General features: G+C 66.0%; 15 protein-coding genes. 7 read left to right on the forward strand and 8 right to left on the reverse strand.

Annotated elements, in window-relative coordinates:
- Positions 1-14 precede the first annotated feature (14 nt).
- Together ppc and GGR46_RS18735 are read right to left on the reverse strand one after the other, a co-directional pair.
- Positions 15-2,687: a phosphoenolpyruvate carboxylase gene (gene ppc / locus GGR46_RS18730; RefSeq protein WP_183999522.1), complete on the reverse strand. Its 2,673-nt coding sequence runs from the start codon at positions 2,685-2,687 to the stop codon at positions 15-17.
- Positions 2,688-2,791: 104 nt separating this feature from the next.
- Entirely contained in the window at positions 2,792-3,802 is a 1,011-nt protein-coding gene (locus GGR46_RS18735) for a L,D-transpeptidase (RefSeq protein WP_221262850.1), read from the reverse strand.
- Positions 3,803-3,902: 100 nt separating this feature from the next.
- On the opposite strand from GGR46_RS18735, the gene GGR46_RS18740 reads away from it, so the two are divergent.
- Positions 3,903-4,751: an oxygenase MpaB family protein gene (locus GGR46_RS18740; RefSeq protein ID WP_183999523.1), complete on the forward strand. Its 849-nt coding sequence runs from the start codon at positions 3,903-3,905 to the stop codon at positions 4,749-4,751.
- Here GGR46_RS18740 and GGR46_RS18745 read toward each other — a convergent pair.
- From GGR46_RS18745 to GGR46_RS18760, 4 genes are all read right to left on the reverse strand, one after another.
- Positions 4,748-5,158 carry a septal ring lytic transglycosylase RlpA family protein gene (locus GGR46_RS18745; RefSeq protein WP_183999524.1) on the reverse strand — a complete coding sequence of 137 codons (411 nt, stop codon included), beginning with the start codon at positions 5,156-5,158 and terminating at the stop codon, positions 4,748-4,750. The genes GGR46_RS18740 and GGR46_RS18745 overlap by 4 nt on opposite strands.
- Before the next feature lie 152 nt (positions 5,159-5,310).
- Positions 5,311-6,099 carry a DUF4198 domain-containing protein gene (locus GGR46_RS18750; protein ID WP_183999525.1) on the reverse strand — a complete coding sequence of 263 codons (789 nt, stop codon included), beginning with the start codon at positions 6,097-6,099 and terminating at the stop codon, positions 5,311-5,313.
- Positions 6,100-6,211: 112 nt separating this feature from the next.
- The gene (locus tag GGR46_RS18755; RefSeq protein WP_246426215.1) at positions 6,212-6,637 is read right to left on the reverse strand and encodes a nuclear transport factor 2 family protein; all 426 of its coding nucleotides are present in this window, start codon (positions 6,635-6,637) and stop codon (positions 6,212-6,214) included.
- Between the two features lie 42 nt (positions 6,638-6,679).
- Positions 6,680-7,432 (reverse strand): SDR family NAD(P)-dependent oxidoreductase, encoded by a 753-nt coding sequence (locus GGR46_RS18760; protein ID WP_183999526.1) that lies wholly within the window; start codon positions 7,430-7,432, stop codon positions 6,680-6,682.
- 114 nt (positions 7,433-7,546) lie between these two features.
- On the opposite strand from GGR46_RS18760, the gene GGR46_RS18765 reads away from it, so the two are divergent.
- A complete protein-coding gene (locus GGR46_RS18765; protein WP_184000102.1) occupies positions 7,547-8,461 on the forward strand; it encodes a LysR family transcriptional regulator in 915 nt (304 codons plus the stop codon).
- Positions 8,462-8,602: 141 nt separating this feature from the next.
- Here the strand turns inward: GGR46_RS18765 and GGR46_RS18770 are convergent, their stop codons facing one another.
- Positions 8,603-8,833 (reverse strand): hypothetical protein, encoded by a 231-nt coding sequence (locus tag GGR46_RS18770; protein ID WP_183999527.1) that lies wholly within the window; start codon positions 8,831-8,833, stop codon positions 8,603-8,605.
- Positions 8,834-9,245: 412 nt separating this feature from the next.
- On the opposite strand from GGR46_RS18770, the gene GGR46_RS18775 reads away from it, so the two are divergent.
- From GGR46_RS18775 to GGR46_RS18795, 5 genes are all read left to right on the forward strand, one after another.
- Positions 9,246-9,764: a hypothetical protein gene (locus GGR46_RS18775; protein WP_183999528.1), complete on the forward strand. Its 519-nt coding sequence runs from the start codon at positions 9,246-9,248 to the stop codon at positions 9,762-9,764.
- 103 nt (positions 9,765-9,867) lie between these two features.
- A complete protein-coding gene (locus GGR46_RS18780; RefSeq protein ID WP_183999529.1) occupies positions 9,868-12,057 on the forward strand; it encodes a hypothetical protein in 2,190 nt (729 codons plus the stop codon).
- A 36-nt stretch (positions 12,058-12,093) separates the two neighbouring features.
- The gene (locus GGR46_RS18785) at positions 12,094-14,679 is read left to right on the forward strand and encodes an RHS repeat domain-containing protein (RefSeq protein ID WP_183999530.1); all 2,586 of its coding nucleotides are present in this window, start codon (positions 12,094-12,096) and stop codon (positions 14,677-14,679) included.
- Positions 14,679-15,338 carry a hypothetical protein gene (locus GGR46_RS18790; protein ID WP_183999531.1) on the forward strand — a complete coding sequence of 220 codons (660 nt, stop codon included), beginning with the start codon at positions 14,679-14,681 and terminating at the stop codon, positions 15,336-15,338. Before GGR46_RS18785 ends, GGR46_RS18790 begins: the two co-directional genes overlap by 1 nt.
- Positions 15,339-15,449: 111 nt before the next feature.
- Positions 15,450-15,671 (forward strand): hypothetical protein, encoded by a 222-nt coding sequence (locus tag GGR46_RS18795; protein ID WP_183999532.1) that lies wholly within the window; start codon positions 15,450-15,452, stop codon positions 15,669-15,671.
- 21 nt (positions 15,672-15,692) lie between these two features.
- Here the strand turns inward: GGR46_RS18795 and gyrB are convergent, their stop codons facing one another.
- Positions 15,693-18,242, reverse strand: a complete 2,550-nt coding sequence (gene gyrB / locus GGR46_RS18800; protein WP_184000103.1) for a DNA topoisomerase (ATP-hydrolyzing) subunit B — start codon at positions 18,240-18,242, stop codon at positions 15,693-15,695.
- Between the last annotated feature and the right edge of the window lie 47 nt (positions 18,243-18,289).

Here is an 18,289-nt window from a genome sequence, read left to right on the forward strand (position 1 = left end):
GCCGGGGCGGCGACTTAGCCGCTATTCCGCAGCGCGGTCGCGATCGCGTTGATCGACAGCAGGATGCCCTCGCCGATCCGGGGATCGTCCTCGCCGGCGCGGTGGCGCTTGAGCAGCTCGATCTGGAGCAGGTTGAGTGGCTCGATATAGGGCAGGCGCAGGCGGATCGACGTCTCCAGTGCGGCATGCTTCTCGAGCAGCCGGGTCTGGCGGGTCGCCTGGAGCAGACCGTCATGCGTCTTCTGCCAGCCGGTGCGGATCTCGCCGAAGATCTTGTCCCGCAGCGCCTCGTCCTCGACCAGCGCGGCATAATGCGCCGCGATCTCCATGTCGGACTTGGCCAGCACCTGTTCCATGTTGGCCAGCGTCGAGGCGAAGAGCGGCCAGGCCGTCGCCATCTCGCGCAGCAGGCCCTTGTCCTCGAACTGCTCGATCGCCTGGCCGACGCCGTACCAGCCCGGCAGCATGATGCGCGCCTGCGCCCAGCTGAACACCCAGGGGATGGCACGAAGGTCCTCGATCGCGTCGCTCTTCTTGCGGCTGGCCGGGCGCGAGCCGATCTTGAGGCCGGCGATCTCGGCGATCGGCGTCGCCTGGCGGAAGAAGGTCGTGAAGCCCTCGGTCTCGTAGACCAGGCCGCGATAGGCCTTGAACGCCGTGTCGGAGAGCTGGTCCATCGCCGCGGCGAAGCGCGTCGCATCGGCCTTGTTGAGCTTCTCGGGCTCGAGGCTGGCGAGCAGGGTGGCCGATGCCATCGCTTCCAGGTTGGTCCGCGCGCTTTCCAGCGTGCCGTACTTCGCCGCGATGATCTCGCCCTGCTCGGTCACCCGGATGCGGCCCTGCACCGTGCCCTTGGGCTGGGCGAGGATCGCCGCGAAGGACGAGCCGCCGCCGCGGCCCACCGCGCCGCCGCGGCCGTGGAACAGCTGCATGCCGAGGCCCGCCTTCTCGAACACCGGCTCGAGCGCGGTCGAGCCGCGCGACAGCTGCCAGGTCGAGGTGAGGTAGCCGCCGTCCTTGTTCGAATCGGAATAGCCGATCATCACTTCCTGGTGGCCGCGCTTCGCCGCGATCGCCGCGACTTCGGGCAGGCCGAGCCACGCTTCCATGATCGCCGGGGCGCCTTCGAGATCGCCGATCGTCTCGAACAGCGGGATCGCCATGATGTGCGCCTGGGCCTCGTCGCCGGGGATGTAGAGGCCGGCTTCCTTGAGCAGGATATGGACCTCGAGCAGGTCGGACACCGACTGGGCCATCGAGACGATGTAGTGGGTGATGCACTGGCGGCCGTACTTGGCGTGCGCCTGCGCCGCCGCGCGGACGATGGCGAGCTCGGAGGCGGTCTCCTCCGAATATTCGGCATAGGGGCTGGTCAGCGGGCGGGCATTGGCCAGCTCCTTGCGGAGCAGCGCGACACGCTCGTCCTCGGCCAGCGCGGCATAATTGTCGGTGACGCCGCCGGCCTTGAGCAGCTCGGCGATCACCCGCTCGTGCACGGCGCTGTTCTGGCGCATGTCGAGCGTGGCGAGGTGGAAACCGAAGGTCTCGACCGCGCGGATCAGCCGGCCGAGCGCGCCGCCGGTCGCCAGCGGGCCGGCGCCTTCCTCGGCGAGCGCGCGGGCGATCGTCACCAGCTCCTCGCGGAAATCGGCGGGCGTCGCATAGGGCTCGGCGGCGATCGCGGCGGGGCGGGGCGGCGCCTTGCCGGTCAGCTTCTCGTGCGTGGCCGAGAGGCGCGCATAGACGCCGGTGATCGCGCGGCGATAGGGCTCGTCGGCGCGGCTCTTCGCCTCGTCATGGCTGGCCTCGGCGAGCTTGAGCAGCGCCTCGCTCACCTGGACGTGCTCGGTCGAGATCGACAGCTCGGCGCCCAGCGCGTGGACCGCGTCGAGATAATAGCCGAGCACCGCCTCGGCGGCGCGGGCGAGCGCGAACTGCATCGAATCGGCAGTGACGAAGGGATTGCCGTCGCGGTCGCCGCCGATCCAGCTGCCGGGGCGCAGGAACGAGGGCGTGCGGTTGCCCAGCGCGCGGTCCCAGCGCGCATAGAGCGCGGGCAGCACGGGCAGGAAGATGTCGCGGAGATAGGAGAGCGCGGTCTCGACTTCGTCGGCGACGCCCAGCTTCTCGCGGCGCAGCACCCGGGTCTGCCACAGCAGCGCGATCTGGCGGAGGATCGCCTCCTCGACCTGGTCGCCATCCTCGGTCTCGGCGACGCCCCGGTCGCGCAGCAGCATCAGCTCGGCGATCCGGTTCTTGTGGTCGATCATCGACTTGCGGCGCACTTCGGTCGGATGCGCGGTGAGCACCGGGGCGACCAGCGCCTGATCGAGCAGCGCCATCACCGCGTCGCGGCCGATGCCTTCGCCTTCCAGGCGCTTGAGCGCCGAGGCGATGTCGGCATCCTTCTCGGTCGCGACGCCCTGGCGGTCCTCGGCCAGGTTGGCGAGCATCGAGAAGAGCATGAAGCCGCGGGTGAAATCGAGCGTCTCGTCCAGGCTCAGCCGGTCGAGCCCGCGATCCACCGCGCCGGCACCGGCGACGCCGCGCGCGCGATCGACGGAGGTGGAGCGGATATACTCGATGCGCTTGAACAGCTCCTCGCCGCCATAGGCACGGATCACGTTGCCGAGGAGCCGACCGAGGAAGCGAACATCCTCGTTATTTGCGATTGCGAGGCTAGCCATGAGGCGCGTTGCTGCACTGCGAAACGTAACGGGGTCAACGGCAAAGCGCCTGGGCCCCGGTTTAGTTTCGCTTTAGGCCGCAAAGGTCTGAGGAATCGGTGCCCTCAGCGCGCGAAGACGCTGGCGTCTTCCATCCAGTCCGCCACGCCCGGCTCGTTCTCGATCAGCACGTCCGGATTCTGGGTCGGCGGCGCGAGATCGGGGCCGAGGCCGAGCGAATCGGGGATCACCACCATGGTGGTGCCCGGCCCGACCACGCCGGCGAGCGCGCGGCGGAACGGGTCGCTGCCCTGGAAGCGGCCCGTATCGGGGGCGGCGTAGCTGGCGGCGGCGCTGCTCTCGCCCGGCAGCGTCATGCGTTTCCAGCGATAGTCGCCGCCCACCACGTCCTGCAGCACATAGGCCTGGGTGCGCTCGATCACGCCGTCGAACGCCACCGGTGCCGATCCGATCTCGACGCCGTTGCGCAGCACCACCATCCGCCGGTCCGCGCCGCTGACCACGATCGAGACCGGGCCCGTTGCCGAAAGCTCGGGCCGCCACACCGCCGGGCCGGCGGGGAAGGCGGGGCCGGTCGGCTTGGCGCCGATGCGCAGCGCCGGCTCCTGATTGGTGACGATCACCGTCATGCCGAGATTGGTCTCGTCGAACAGCAGCCGGGCGAATTCATGCGGCAGGCGGATGCAGCCATGCGAGGCGGGATAGCCGGGCAGGCTCCCGGCATGGAGCGCGATGCCGTACCAGGTCAGCCGCTGCATGAAGGGCATCGGCGCGTTCGAATATTTGCTCGAGCGGTGCCACTTCGCCTTTTGCAGGATCGTGAACACGCCGGTGGGGGTGCGGTGCCCGGCCTTGCCGGTCGAGATGGTGGAGACCGCGATCGGCACGCCGTTGCGGTAGGCGACGACACGCTGGGTGGCGATGTTGACCACCACCAGCATTGGCCCGCGCGGGGCGATCTCGGGCACCCAGATATATTGACCGGGCCTCAGCCGCGCGACCGAATCCATCACCGTGCCGGCATTGATCGGCTGCATCTGCGCCGTGCCGGCGGTCGCCAGCAGCCCGCAGGCGGCGGCGAGGGCAAGCGCGCGGATTCGCGTCGATCGGAACAAGACTCAACCCCCGGAACTGACGTCATGACATCGTATCAGCGTGGGGGCGTAACCGAAACGGGCGGTTGCAGGAAAGCTGTTAGTCCCTAGCTTGGAGGCCATGAGTCCCGCTGACGGTATCGCGAAACGGCTCCGGGGAGCGCTGATCGGCCAGGTGCGCGCCGTGTTCAACGATCAGGCGCGGGGCGAGAAGCCGGTCCAGCGCAAGCCGGACGAGAGCCTGTTCGGCCCGAAATCGGTGGTGTGGCGGGTGCACGGCGACGTCACCACGATGATGGTCGGTGGAGTGACCGCATTGCTCCTCCAGATGCTCCACCCGGCGGTGCTGGCGGGCGTATGGGACCATTCCACCTTCCGCGGCGACATGCTCGGCCGGTTACGCCGCACCGCCCGCTTCATCGCAGTGACCACCTATGGCTCGGCGGCCGAGGCGCAGGAGATCATCGACAAGGTGCGCGACGTGCACACCCGCGTGAAGGGCGTGCTGCCGGACGGCACGCCCTATGCCGCCGACGATCCGCATCTGCTCGCCTGGGTGCACGTCACTGAGGCGGTGAGCTTCCTCGATGCCTGGATCCGCTATGCCGAACCGGACATGAGCCTGGCCGACCAGGACAGCTATTTCGCCGATTTTGCCCGTATCGCCGAGGCGCTGGGCACGGTGGACGTGCCGCGCAGCCGCGCCGAGGCGAATGCCCTGATCGCCCGGATGCGCCCCGAGCTGGTCGTCGATGCGCGGACCCGCGAAGTCGCCCGCATGGTGCTCGATCAGCCGGCGCCGAGCGTCGCGGTGAAGCCTTTCCAGGCGCTCACCTTCGGCGCAGCGGTGGATCTGCTGCCCGGCTGGGCGCGGACGATGCACGGGCTCTCGGGCGCCGGTCTCGCTACCCCCGCGGTGCGTATCGGCACGCGCGGCGTGGCGAGCACGCTGCGCTGGGCGTTCCGTTAGTCTTCGCTGGTCTCGGGACTGGTCCGCGGCGTTTCGTCTTCCGCCAGCGCGATGGAGACGGTGCCCCGGCCCCGACGGGCAAGCCCGATTTCCTTCGCGGCGGCGCGGGAGACGTCGATCAGCCGGCCCCTGCCCCAGGGGCCGCGGTCGTTGATCCGCACGATCACGCTGCGCCCGGTCTCGACATCGGTGACGCGCACGCGCGTGCCGAAGGGCAGGCTGCGATGGGCGGCGGTGAAGTCGCTGGGGTCATAGGCTTCGCCGCTGGCGGTGCGCTTGCCGGCGAAACGGTCGGCATAATAGCTGGCCTCGCCCGTGGCGATCGCGGCTTCGGGTGCCAGGCCGGGGGCATTGGCATGGGAGATCGCGCAGGGCGAAAGCAGCATTGCCACAACGGCAAATGCCATCCCTCGCTCGAACCTTGCCCCCATTACATGCGCCTTGCAGTTGTCCCCGGGGCGGGCCTGCCGCCGATCGGTGAACAAATCCACACCGGCGGGCCGATAGTGCGTCATGCCGTGGCGGTGCGGCGACGAACCGCACCGCCATCGCGCCCGTCTCAGGCCGCGTCGAAGGCGAGCGTATAGGTATAGCTGCGATAGGGCGTCGCCGATCCGGCCGGCGCCTCGGTGCGGTGGCGCACCAGGATCAGATAGAGGCCGGCATCGCTCGGCTTGAGCGCGAAATTGCCCTGCGAATCGGATTTCGCGGTGCCGACGATCTTCTTGCCGTCGTAATTGCCGGTGGCGCGGAACAGCGTGACTTCGGTGTCCGCCAGCGGCTTGCCGTCGAAGAGCAGCTTGAACCGGGCCTCGCTGCCCGAGGCGATCTCGCTCGGATGGGTGATCGCCTGCACTTCCAGCGCGGTGCCGATCGGCTTGAGCACGCCGCTGTTCGCCGCGCCGCGGGTGACATAGGCTTCGGCCAGCGTGGTACTCTGCACCGCCACTTCGCGGGCGCCGGCGGGCGGCGCGCCATCCTCGCCGGCGATGATCCACTTGCCGCCGACCGAATACATCTTGCCCAGGCGGCCCAGCCGCTGGCCGGTGCTCAGGCGATAGGTGCCTTCGGCCGACAGGTCCGCCTCGAAGATGGTCAGGTCGCGCAGATAGGTCGGCTTGCCGACTTCGCCCCGGGTGCCGTCCGGCCGGATGAAGTGGAAGGGCGCGTCCTTCATGCCGATCTCGGGCACGAAGGCATCCTCGCCGAATGCCGAGGTGACGGTGACATGGTCGCCCTTGCCCACGTCGAACAGGGTGGGGAGCAGATAGGGCATGTGCGCCCGGGCGGCGCTGCCCAGCGCGATCGCGCCGAGCGCACCCAGCAGGATCAGTTTCGGAAATCGCATGATCGGCCCTCAATGGAAGTGTGCGTCGATCGATTATTGCGATTCACTATCAATCTCAAGTGAAGATCGAAAAGGGGCGGCCATCCTTTCCAAAGGGCCGCCCCGGAACCGGTCATTTGCCGGCGGCGACTTCCATGCGCCGCGATTCGGCGGATCCTTCATCGAGGAACACATAGAGTGCGGCGATCCTGCCATCGCGGACGAGGATGAAGTCCCAGCCCGTATAGGCCGGCGCCTCGCCCCTCGGTCCCGATCCCCAGCCGAGACGGCCGGCATTGTGGAGCATCTGCGGATTGCCTGGTGCATAGGCGAAGTCGGGGTGCATTGCCCGCAGCGTGCCGGCGAATTCGGCGATCGCCGCATGGCCGGTGACCGGCCCGGTCGGCGCATAGAGCACGCCGTCCTCGGCCCAGAGTTGTTCGATCGCCGCGCGACGGCGTGCGGCATCGTTTTCGCCGAACACCTCCTCGAGATTGCGCAGCAGCAGCTCGCGGATACGGTCGGCGGGTTCGCTGTCCGGTACCATCTTGTCCTCCATGAACAGGGGTAACCCCGGGGCGAGACCCCGGGGGAGCCATCGTCAGATCTGGGCCTGGCCGCCATCGACGAACAGCTCGACGCCGTTGACGAAGCTGGCATCGTCCGAGGCGAGGAACAGCACCGCCTTGGCGATCTCCTCGGGCTGGCCGACGCGGCCGGCCGGGATCAGGCTCGCCAGATAGTCCTTGGTGCCTTCGGCCTGTTCGCCGCCGCCGAACAGCTCGTTCAGGCCCGCCGTGTCGGTGACGCCCGGGCTGACGGCGTTGACGCGGATGTGGCGGTCCTTGAGGTCGAGGATCCAGTTGCGCGCGAAGTTGCGGATCGCGGCCTTGGTCGCCGAATAGACACTGAACGCCGGCGTGCCCGAGATGCTGGTGGTCGAGCTGGTCAGGATCACCGAGGCGCCGTCCTTGAGCAGCGGCAGCGCCTTCTGCACGGTGAACAGTACGCCCTTCACATTGGTGGCGAAGGTCTTCTCGTAATGCTCCTCGCTGATCGCGCCCAGCGGGGCCATCTCGCCGCCGCCGGCATTGGCGAAGAGCACGTCGATCTGGGCATGGCGCTGCTGGACCGCGTCATAGAGCCGGTCGATGTCGCCAAGCTGCGACATGTCGCCGCGCACGCCGGTCACCCGGCCGCCGATCGCCTTCACCGCGGCATCGAGCGCGTCCTGACGGCGGCCGGTGATGAACACCGACGCGCCTTCGGCCACGAATGCCTTTGCCGTGGCCAGGCCGATGCCGCTCGTGCCGCCGGTCACCACCACCACCTTGTCCTGGAACTTGTTCGCCATCGTCTGTCTCCTTGGGGTCTCCGGCAAAGCGCCGTTGCCCGCTTAGATGCAGCGTGAACGATGATGCGTGTAGTCGGCGAATATGGCACTTAGCGTTCTATTGGAGGAACGATGATGCGGGTGGATCTCAACGACTATGCCTATTTCGCCGAGGTCGTCGCGCATGGCGGGTTCGCCGCGGCGGGGCGGGCACTGCGCGAACCCAAGTCGAAGCTCAGCCGCCGCATCGCCGGATTGGAGGAGCGGCTGGGGCTCCGCCTGATCGAGCGGTCGAGCCGGCGCTTCCGCGTCACCGATACCGGCCAGGCTTTCTACGAGCGCTGTCGCGCGATCCTGGCCGAGGCGGAACAGGCCGAGGCGCTGGTGATGCAGGCCCAGGCCGAGCCGCATGGCCGGATCCGCTTCAGTTGCCCCACCGGCATGCTCGAGCCGATCGCCGGGCTGATCTCGTCCTTCCTCCTGCGCTATCCCAAGGTCCGCCTGCAGCTGGTCGCGACCGATCGCCCGGTCGACCTGATCGCCGAGCGCGTCGACCTCGCGCTAAGGGTCCGCGCCAGCCTCACCAGCGATGCGGCGCTGACGATGCGCTCGCTCGGCAAGTCGACCCGCATCGTCGTCGCCAGCCCGCAGCTGGCCAACCGGATCGAGACGATCGAACAGCTCGCCCAGGTGCCGGCGCTCGCGACCAGCGACGCGGCGGACGATCTCGAATGGCATCTCGAGACGGAGGCGGGGCGCAAGCATGTGCTGCGGGTCGAGCCCCGGCTGGGCTGCGAGGACATGGCGAGCGTCCGCAATGCCGCGATCGACGGGCTGGGCGTCGCGATCCTGCCCGATCATGTCTGCTTCGAAGCGCTAAGGGCGGGCCGGCTGGTCCGCGTGCTGCCCGAGTGGCGCGGGGTGCAGGGGATCGTGCACCTGGTCTTCACCACCCGCCGCGGCCTGCCGCCCGCCGTGCGTGCGCTGATCGATCACCTGGCGACCGGCTTCCCGCGCGATCTGGTGATGCCGCTTCGCCCTCTCCCATGATGGAGAGAGGGCGAAGATGCCGGCCCCCCATGAAGAGCGCGAGAAAGGCCGTAAATGGTCAATATGGGCGCAGCTTGGCTACCAACGCGCAACTCGCCCGCCCCAGTTGCAATGCATCTAAGGGGGCAAGGGATTTCCCGGTCAATCAGCATCGTCGGAGGCCGCGTCGAGCAGATGGTCGATTATCTTCGCCTTTGTGAGCAAAATGGATGGGTGCGGTATGAGACCGGCCACGATTAACTTGGGGAATGCTGCATAAGGGAGCGTCGGCCCGGTTCTTCTGACCGCATTCTGGTGGCAAGCGTGCGCATGCTGCTTTGCAGGGCGCAAGTTGCGCGACGACAGCGCCGATCCGACCAAGGTCGTATTCACGAAGCCGCTCCCGAATTTGCGAATTTAGAACCGCATTGGTGCTTCATCGGAGCGGCATTGCGCGAGGGCGACACGATGAAACCAAAATGGCGCTACCGTCGAGAAATGCCATAATACCGAAACAATCTGCTGCTCTTCTCAAGTAGTTGAAATGAAATTATGAGCGCTTTTCGGATAATACCTTCACGACTTTGAAGTGTGTCGCGATTTTTACAATATAGATACGCGGCTATCGGCAGAGTTTTGAAGAACTGCTGCATATTTCTGAATATAATTGCGTTTATTTGGTAGGGGGCTTGGTTATTTCCGGGCCCTGACGATGATTCGTGCAAGTATTATTCTGAGATCACTGTTCTGTATCAACCGGACTGGGGGCTTTATGCGATTTGGATTGCTTGCCTGTGCGAGCACGTTGGCGATCGCGTTTTCGTCGCTGCCGGCGTCGGCTCAGGAAACCGCAACCTATCAATATGATGCGCTGGGGCGGCTCATCGCGACTTCGGTCTCGGGCGGCCCCAATAACGGCGTCGCTTCTTCCTATGCGCTGGACGCGGCGGGCAACCGTACCCAGGTCGTGGTGACCGGCGCTCCGGCGTCTACGCCCACACCCACACCCACACCCACCCCCGGCGGACTGGTCGCGAATGCGGACGTCGCGACCTTCACTACCACCGAGGTGTGCGGCGGCATCTATTATGACGTGCGGACGAACGATACCGATTCGAACGGGCATTATCCGCTTCGTATCATCTCGGTGACGTCGGCCGATCCCTTCATCAATTTCGATGCCTCAGGGATATTGTACTACACTTTCCCGCGCGCGGAGCCGAGCACGGTGACCGGCACCTATGTGGTCGCCAACAGCATCAATGAAACGGCCACCGCCTCCTTCACCTTCGAAATAGTGGGCGCGAACCGAAGCTGCGACTAGGGCGGCTTCGGCCAGTCAACTTGCTGGAAATGATACCAATTTTCTTTCGTCGCCCCGGCCTGCCGCAGGCAGGTCTTCCGAAGGGCGAGCAAGAGGGGACGAGATGAGCTCGAGACTCGGTACTTTGCATCGCCGCGCACTGAAGGCGGCGCTGTTGGCAGGGCTCGCCGCGGGCGCGGTCCCGGCGCAGGCGCAAGAAACCGGGCCGCCGGCGGAGAAGCCTGCGGCCCAGTCGCAGGACGTGGAGGCCGATCCGGGCGCCAAGCCGGCTGGCGGCGCGCAGCCGTCCGGGGCGCGGGCGATGAGCGTCGCCGCTGCCAGCGCCGGCGCGCCCTCCGGCGATCCGCAGTTCAGCAATCCGCTGATGGATCTCTATCCCGCGCAGGAAAGGGTCGATTCCAACGACATCGACCTGTCCAACGGCAAGCTTCACCTTCGCGACGAGCTTATTCCAGGAGGCAGCGACAAGCTCGGCGTCGGCCTCAATTTCGTGAGCCCGGGCTTTGCGATCGTGCCGGTGCATTACAGCAGCGATCCGCCGCTCTCGATCAGCAACAATCTGGGCCAGATCGTCTATGCCAGCCTGACCACCAACGCGATCCTCGCATGGCAACAGGCCAACGAGAACGGCGTCAGCTTCGTCAATTTCGATGCGCCGGCCAATCACGACCGGTTCGCGAATATCGGCTCCGGCTTCTACAATGCTGCCAACACCTCCTCGAGCGTCGTGCCTTGGGGTGCTGGCTATCTGTACACCTCGAAGGACGGGGCGACCGCGGAGATCTCGAACAGCCTCACCTATCTGCAGCTCCACGTGCCGCTGGCCCCGGGCTCGGGCTATTACGGAAATGTCGTGACCAAGCTCACCCAGCCCAATGGCGAGGTGTGGACCTACTATTATGACAGCGGGACCTTCCAGCTCGTCCCCAGCGGCACGATATTCACCACCTCGCGCATCCGCTCGATCGTGTCGAACCGCGGCTATGCGCTGCAATTCTCCTATCAGCGCGATGCCGGGTCCCAGAGCGGCACCGCGGCGCTCGACCAGTGGTATTCGGTCACGCAGATCGTCAAGTACGACAAGGCGCGCGGTTATTGCAACGAAGCCGCGGGGCGTTGCGCGTCCTTCGGCGGCAGCCCGCAGGTCGTGAGCGTCGGCTATGATCGCAGCGCCAACACGGTCCGGTTCGTTCGCCCCAATGGCGAGGCGCTGAAGTTCGGCTTTGCGCCGGAGCCGCGCTGGGGCGCCTGGCGCTTGGTCAGCTTCGAGAAGGGCGACCTGCCTGCGACGCGGCGGACCATGGTCTATCGGGAATATCCGGACATCGTCTATCCGGGCGGATCATCGATCCCCAATCCGATCACCTGGCTGGACAATGTCCAGTCTGTCACCGCCGGCGGGCGCACCTGGAGCTATGAATATAGCGGTAGCCGCTATGCGGGGTCATGGGATTCCTCCGCTGCGATGCGCAGGACGGACCCCTCGGGCAAGGCGATGGTGCTCGACATGGCGCTGTCGCAGGACCCGCCCACCCGGATGACCGATCAGCTCGCCCGCGCGACCGAGTTCGGTTTCTTCCGCTATTCCTGGACGTCGATCGTCAAGGGCGCCTTCCCCGGGGCGGACCAGGTCATGCGCCCGAACGAGGCGCAGGCCTATCCGTCGACCGTGTCGCTGCCCGAGGACACCAGCGTGTCCGGCACGCACGTCGCCAGCTACCAGTTCACCTATGACGACCGCGGCAACCGAGTGGCCGCGCAGCGCAATGCGAAGGCCGGCAGCGGATTGTCGCCGATCGTGTGGGCCGCGTCCTTCCCGGCCTGTGGCGATCTGAAGGTGTGCAACAAGCCCTCGGCGATCACCGATCCGCGCGGTGCCGTCACCAACTATGGCTATGACGCGACGCATGGCGGCATGGTGTGGGAGATGCAGCCCGCGCCGACCACGGGCGGCGCACGCCCGTTCAAGCTGTACAGCTATGTCCAGAAATACGCCTATGTGCTGAGCGCCGGCGGTTCGCTGGTGCCCTCGCCGTCCCCCCTGTGGGTGCTGGCCACGGCAACCGAGTGCCAGACGGCGGCGGGCAGCGACACGCCGGCTTGCGACGCCGGCGCCCCGCGGCGGGTCGTGACCTATGAATATGGGCCGGACGGCACGACGGACAATCTGCTCGTGCGCGGCGTCGCGGTGGCTGCGGACGGGCAGGTCCAGCGGACCTGCCTCGGCTACGACGCGCAGGGCAACCAGGTGAGTGTGACCACGCCGCGCGCCGGCCTGGGCACCTGTCAATAAGCCTCGGCAAATCCAGGTACTTCGGAAGGGGTGACGATGCTGTTACGCAAGCTTGGATGGCTCATGGGACTGGTGGCGCTGGCGCCATTGCCCGCACAGGCCCAGTCCTCTCCATCTGCCTTCACGTCGTACGCCCGGTACGACGGCGCGGGCCGCGTGACCGGCGAGATCGAGGCGGATCCGGACGGTTCCGGGCCGCTCGGCTATCCGGCGGTCCGCAACACCTACGACACGGTCGGGCGCGTTACCCGCGTGGAAAACGGGCAGCTCACCAGCTGGCCGGGCGAAACGGCGCCTGCCGCCTGGAGCGGCTTCACCGTGCTCAGCCAGGTCGATACCGAATATGACGGGTTCGACCACAAGCTGCGCGAGACCAGCTCGTCGGGCGGCGTCGCCTATCAGCTCACCCAATATGGCTATGATGCCGAAGGGCGGGTCGAATGCGTCGCGGTGCGCATGAACCCGGCCGCTTTCGGCAGCCTGCCGGATGCCTGCAGCCTCGGCACGCAGGGCAGCGACGGTCCCGATCGCATCACCCGCAACGTCTACAACGATGCCGGCGAGCTGGTGCAGATCCGCAGGGCGGTGGGCACCGCGATCGAACAGGCCTATGCGACCTACAGCTACACGCCGAATGGCAAGCGGCAATATGTCATCGACGCGAACGGCAACCGCGGGCAGCTCCTCTATGACGGTTTCGACCGGCAGGCGCAGTGGCAATTCCCTTCGCCGAGCGCGCCCGGCGGTTTCAATCCCGCGACTCCCGCCAGCGCACTGGCGAGCGCGGGTGCGGTCAACGCCAATGACCGGGAGGAATATGGCTATGATGCCAACGGCAACCGCACCAGCCTGCGCAAGCGGGATGGGCGTACCCTCCTTTTTGGCTATGACGCGCTCAATCGGGTGGCCTGGAAGTTGGTGCCCGATGGCTGCGTGGCGGGCTATGCCTGCACCAACGTGCCGAGTTCGATGACGCGTGACGTCTATTACAGCTACGATGCGCGCGGCCTGCAGACGGCGGCGCGCTTCGACAACCCGTCTGGCGGCGACGCGGTGACCAACGCCTATGACGGGTTCGGCCGCCTCGCTTCGAGCACGACCAGCATGGGCGGCGTGAGCCGGACGATCGGTTTCCAATATGATGCCGACGGCAACCGCATCCAGCTGACCTATCCCGACGGCAATTTCGCCGGCTATCATTATGACTCGCTCGATCGGCTCGACACGGCAGGCGTGAATACGACCGGCAACTTGTTGCTGCGCACCTATGACGCCTCCGGGCACCTGGCGCAGAACCTGTCCGGCAGCTGGACCTATTATTCCTATGACCCGATTGGCCGCCTCACCGGGCAGAACGAGGCGATCGGCGGCGGCGGCGTCAACACGGTCCTTGGCTACAACCCGGCCAGCCAGATCACGAGCCGGACGCGGTCGAACTCGGCCTATGCCTTTTCGGGCTATGCGAGCGCCAATCGCGGCTATTCCGTCAACGGCCTCAACCAATATGGCTCGGCGGGCGGGGTCGCGTTCGGATATGATTCGAACGGCAACCTGACCGCGAGCGGCAGCATCGCCTATACCTATGATGCCGAGAACCGGCTGGTCGTGGCGTCGACCGGTGCGAACCTCGTCTACGATCCGCTGGGCCGGCTGTTCCAGACTTCGGGCGGCGGCTTCCCCGTCACCCAGTTCCTCTATGCCGGCGACGAAATAGTCGCCGAATATGACAGCGCCGGCTCGATGCTCAAGCGCTATGTCCATGGCGCGGGCGAGGACGATCCGCTGGCCTGGTTCGACGGTGCCGCGCTGGGCGCCTCGGGCTGGTCGAACGCGCATTTGCCCAAGACCGATCATCAGGGCTCGATCATCGCCTGGGTCGATTGGGGCGGTTCGCTCACCCAGATCAACAGCTATGACGAATATGGGATCCCGGCTGCAGCCAATATCGGGCGCTTCCAGTACACCGGCCAGGCTTGGCTTCCCGAACTGGGCATGTACTACTACAAGGCCCGCATCTACTCGCCGACGCTCGGCCGTTTCCTGCAGACCGATCCCGTTGGCTATGACGATCAGATCAACCTCTACGCCTATGTCGGCAATGATCCGGTGAACCGCACCGATCCGACTGGCAACGAGCAGCGCGAACTCGAAATGCCACTCGCTGTCGAGATCGGCGCGGCCGCGCTTGCCCAGGCGCCGAAGCCCGCGGATGAAATCACCGTCACCGGTACGCGTTTGACGCCGGAGACCTATCTTCCCGCCTCTCCGGGTCAGTTCTCCAGCCTGTTGAATTTCCCAACGGACACCATCGTGGTCACGGCCGCGGCATATGGCGATCGCAGCGATCCGGGCGGCAAGAAGAAGAAGAAGGGCGGCGGGCGCGGCGGGCGCCAGGGGACCTGCGTCGGCATAGGAGGCCAGCGTTGCGGCGCGCCGGTGTCGGCCGGTGGGGTCAGCGACGAATATCCGGGTGTTTGCGGTCAATGCCTGGATAGGGAAAAGAAAGGGCCCTTTGCCCGCCCCGAGGGTATGCCAGATAACACCAATTCGTGGCGTGCGGCCACCTTGGGCACGATCATCATCGTGGTCGCGGCTATCATATTGTTGCCCGTAGGAATTTGATGGATACGAATTGTTCCGAAACATCCGAGGAAAGAAGGTTCTTCGTCCAGCTGGTGGACGCTGAATCCGGATACGCCGTCCATGAATATGATTGCGGTGCCCATGACATCGGCTGGATATGCGGGAAGTTCTCCTGCGATCCGGCCGATGTGACGGGGGTCAATCGGTTCGAGCTGGATGCGGATGGAATCGCCCTGGCCAACGAACTCTTCGGCCTGTCGATCGATGTCGATTATGAATATGTCGATCTTTACTCGTGGAGCGCCGCAGACGGTTTTCCCTACAGGGTTCATTCCAACAGGGAGCTTCCCCTGATGCTGGCCGGCCAGAAGCCGCTGTCGGTATTCATCGAAAGATGTCCGGCAACGGAAGGCGAGGTCGAGACGCCGGAGAATCTGTTCGAGCGATATGTCGCTGAGGGCATTCTGATTAAAAGGGAGTATTGTGAGCCCATCGCCACGATGCGCCCGGCATATTTCGGCATCCGGGTCGTTCTCTACGCCCTCAAGGGAGAAGAGTGGAGGCTGGATGCCTATATCCTGGTTCGAGGCCTGGCGCGCAAGCTGGGCTGGAGCGAGCCTCTGACCCGCCTGGAGGGCACGCTACTCGGATATAGCGAATGGCAGAACGACGCCTTCATCCGAAGCGCCGGCGCCTGAGGCGATAGCCGAACGCCCCCGAACCGTTCCAGGCAGGCCGATCTCGCTCTTCATGCAGCGGCTCTCGAAGGCCTCGTGGTCGGGCGTGCGGGTGGGAGCAACGTCTCGAGCGTGAAGATCCGAGCAGTTGGCGAAGCGTCGAGCCCCGGCACCTTCTTGGTGAAGACGGTGAAGCGCACGAGCCCGATGCGTCCCATGGCCAGGCCGGCTTCCGCGAAGGCGCGGCGGCTCATGATCCATCGCTACGGCGTCTTCGGCCGCTACATCTACAAGGTGACATGGAACAGCCAACTGCCGTCGCTGAACAAGCAACTGCTTGTCAGAAACGGCTAGTTGGTTTGTCTCAGAAGGCCGTCAGACGTCCAGGTTCGCCACGCTCAGCGCGTTCTCCTGGATGAAGTCACGCCGCGGCTCGACCACGTCGCCCATCAGCTGGGTGAAGATCTCGTCGGCGACGTCGGCCTGGTCGACCTGGACGACGAGCATCGAGCGGTTGGACGGATCGAGCGTGGTCTCCCAGAGCTGCTCGGCGTTCATCTCGCCAAGGCCCTTGTAGCGCTGGATCGACAGGCCCTTGCGGCCGAACGCCAGGATCGCGTCGAGCAGCTGGCTCGGGCGCGAGACCAGCGCCTCGCCCTTGCCGACGGCCACCGGCACGTCGTTCTCGTCCACTTCCACCGGTGCGGGCGCCTCGGCCTCGGCAGCGGCGCTCGCCTTGGACGGGACCAGCTTCGACGGTACGAGATAGCTCGGTGCCTGCTCGGCGGCGAGGCCGTGCAGCTTGCGCGCCTCGGCCGAGACCAGGAACGCCGCCTCGACGATGTGGTGATCGGTCACGCCGCGCCACAGCCGCTCGAAATGATAGCCGCCATCCTCGGTGATCCGCGCCGACCAGCGCGCCTCGGTATCGGCGGCCTCCAGCCGGGCGACCGTGGTGGTCAGGCTCGCGGCGCGCTGCTCGACGGTCGCGACCGGATCGAGCCCGCCGCCGAGCGCCAGCACTTCGATGATGTCCGGCGAATAGCGGCGCGGCACATAGCGCATAAGGGTGCGCATGCGCCGGGCATGCTCGATCAGCTCGCGCAGGTCGTCGCCGCTGCGCAGCGTGCCCTGGGTATCGAGCATCGTGCCGCCGACACCCGCATCGACCAGATACTGGTCGAGCGCGCTGTCGTCCTTCAGGTACACCTCGCTGCGGCCCTTGCTCGCCTTATAGAGCGGTGGCTGGGCGATATAGAGGTGCCCGTTGGTGATGATCTCGGGCATCTGGCGGTAGAAGAAGGTCAGCAGCAGCGTACGGATGTGCGCGCCGTCCACGTCTGCGTCGGTCATGATGACGATCTTGTGGTAGCGCAGCTTCTCGATGTTGAAATCGTCGCGGATGCCGGTGCCCAGCGCCGTGATGATCGTGCCGATCTCGCGGCTGGCGAGCATCCGGTCGAAGCGCGCGCGCTCGACGTTCAGGATCTTGCCGCGCAGGGGCAGGATCGCCTGGAACTGGCGGTCGCGGCCCTGCTTGGCCGATCCGCCTGCCGAGTCACCCTCGACGAAGAACAGTTCGGACTTGGCGGGATCGCGCTCCTGGCAGTCGGCGAGCTTGCCGGGCAGGCTGGCGATGTCCATCACGCCCTTGCGCCGGGTCAGCTCGCGCGCCTTCTTGGCGGCTTCGCGGGCGGCGGCGGCGTCGATCACCTTCTGGATGATCATCTTGGCGTTGGCGGGGTTCTCTTCGAGATACTCGGCCAGCTTGTCGGCCATCAGGCTCTCGAGCGGCTGGCGCACTTCGGACGAGACCAGCTTGTCCTTGGTCTGCGAACTGAACTTGGGGTCCGGCAGCTTGACCGAGACGATCGCGGTCAGGCCTTCGCGCATGTCGTCGCCGGTGAGGCTGACCTTCTCCTTCTTCAGCGCGCCGCTCTTGTCGGCATAGCTGTTGATGGTGCGGGTCAGCGCGGCGCGGAAGGCGGCGAGGTGGGTGCCGCCGTCACGCTGCGGGATGTTGTTGGTGAAGCAGAGGACGTTCTCATAGTAAGAGTCGTTCCACTCCAGCGCCACGTCGATGGTCACGTCGTCGCGGGTGCCGGCGATCGCCACGGGATCGGGCATCAGCGGCTGCTTGTTGCGATCGAGCCACTTCACGAACGCCGCGATGCCGCCCTCGTAATAGAGCTCGACTTCCTTCACTTCCTCGTGCCGCGCGTCGCGCAGGAACAGGCGCACGCCCGAGTTGAGGAAGGCCAGCTCGCGGTAGCGATGCTCGAGCTTGTCGAAGTCGAACTCGATCTGGTTGCGGAAGGTGCCGCCGTCGCCCGGGGCCTTCTCGGTCGAGGCGAGGAAGGTCACGCGGGTGCCCTTCTTGCCCTCGGGGGCCTTGCCGATCACCTTCAGCGGTGCGGTCGCGTCGCCGTACGCGAAGCGCATCCAGTGCTCCTCGCCGTCGCGCCAGATGTTGAGGTCGAGCCACTCGGAAAGCGCGTTCACCACCGAGACGCCGACGCCGTGCAGGCCGCCCGAGACCTTGTAGGCATTGTCGTCGGACGTATTTTCGAACTTACCGCCGGCGTGGAGCTGGGTCATGATGACCTCGGCCGCCGAGACGCCTTCTTCCTTGTGGATGCCCGTCGGAATGCCGCGGCCATTGTCCTCGACCGAGACCGAGCCGTCCGGATTCAGCTGGATGATGATCTTGTCGCAGTGGCCGGCCAGCGCCTCGTCGATCGCGTTGTCCGAGACCTCGAACACCATGTGGTGGAGGCCCGAACCGTCGTCGGTGTCGCCGATGTACATGCCGGGGCGTTTGCGCACGGCGTCCAGTCCCTTGAGGACCTTGATCGAGTCCGCGCCGTAGCTGTTCTGGTTCGGGGTATTTTCGGGAGTGGTGTCGTCAATTGCCATGCCCAGCATATAGGTATTGGCGTCACGAAACGGAAGCAAAATGCACCCCTTCCGCG

The sequence above is a fragment of the Sphingomonas kyeonggiensis genome (genome assembly GCF_014196745.1).
In the GTDB taxonomy this organism is placed as follows: domain Bacteria; phylum Pseudomonadota; class Alphaproteobacteria; order Sphingomonadales; family Sphingomonadaceae; genus Sphingomonas; species Sphingomonas kyeonggiensis.

What these genes read in the sequence shown, in the direction of transcription:
- ppc (WP_183999522.1), bottom strand. Translation starts at nt 2,687, where the DNA reads ATGGCTAGCCTCGCAATCGCAAATAACGAGGATGTTCGCTTCCTCGGT.
- GGR46_RS18740 (WP_183999523.1), top strand. Translation starts at nt 3,903, where the DNA reads ATGAGTCCCGCTGACGGTATCGCGAAACGGCTCCGGGGAGCGCTGATC.
- GGR46_RS18745 (WP_183999524.1), bottom strand. Translation starts at nt 5,158, where the DNA reads ATGGCATTTGCCGTTGTGGCAATGCTGCTTTCGCCCTGCGCGATCTCC.
- GGR46_RS18750 (WP_183999525.1), bottom strand. Translation starts at nt 6,099, where the DNA reads ATGCGATTTCCGAAACTGATCCTGCTGGGTGCGCTCGGCGCGATCGCG.
- GGR46_RS18755 (WP_246426215.1), bottom strand. Translation starts at nt 6,637, where the DNA reads ATGGAGGACAAGATGGTACCGGACAGCGAACCCGCCGACCGTATCCGC.
- GGR46_RS18760 (WP_183999526.1), bottom strand. Translation starts at nt 7,432, where the DNA reads ATGGCGAACAAGTTCCAGGACAAGGTGGTGGTGGTGACCGGCGGCACG.
- GGR46_RS18765 (WP_184000102.1), top strand. Translation starts at nt 7,547, where the DNA reads ATGCGGGTGGATCTCAACGACTATGCCTATTTCGCCGAGGTCGTCGCG.
- GGR46_RS18780 (WP_183999529.1), top strand. Translation starts at nt 9,868, where the DNA reads ATGAGCTCGAGACTCGGTACTTTGCATCGCCGCGCACTGAAGGCGGCG.
- GGR46_RS18785 (WP_183999530.1), top strand. Translation starts at nt 12,094, where the DNA reads ATGCTGTTACGCAAGCTTGGATGGCTCATGGGACTGGTGGCGCTGGCG.
- GGR46_RS18790 (WP_183999531.1), top strand. Translation starts at nt 14,679, where the DNA reads ATGGATACGAATTGTTCCGAAACATCCGAGGAAAGAAGGTTCTTCGTC.
- gyrB (WP_184000103.1), bottom strand. Translation starts at nt 18,242, where the DNA reads ATGCTGGGCATGGCAATTGACGACACCACTCCCGAAAATACCCCGAAC.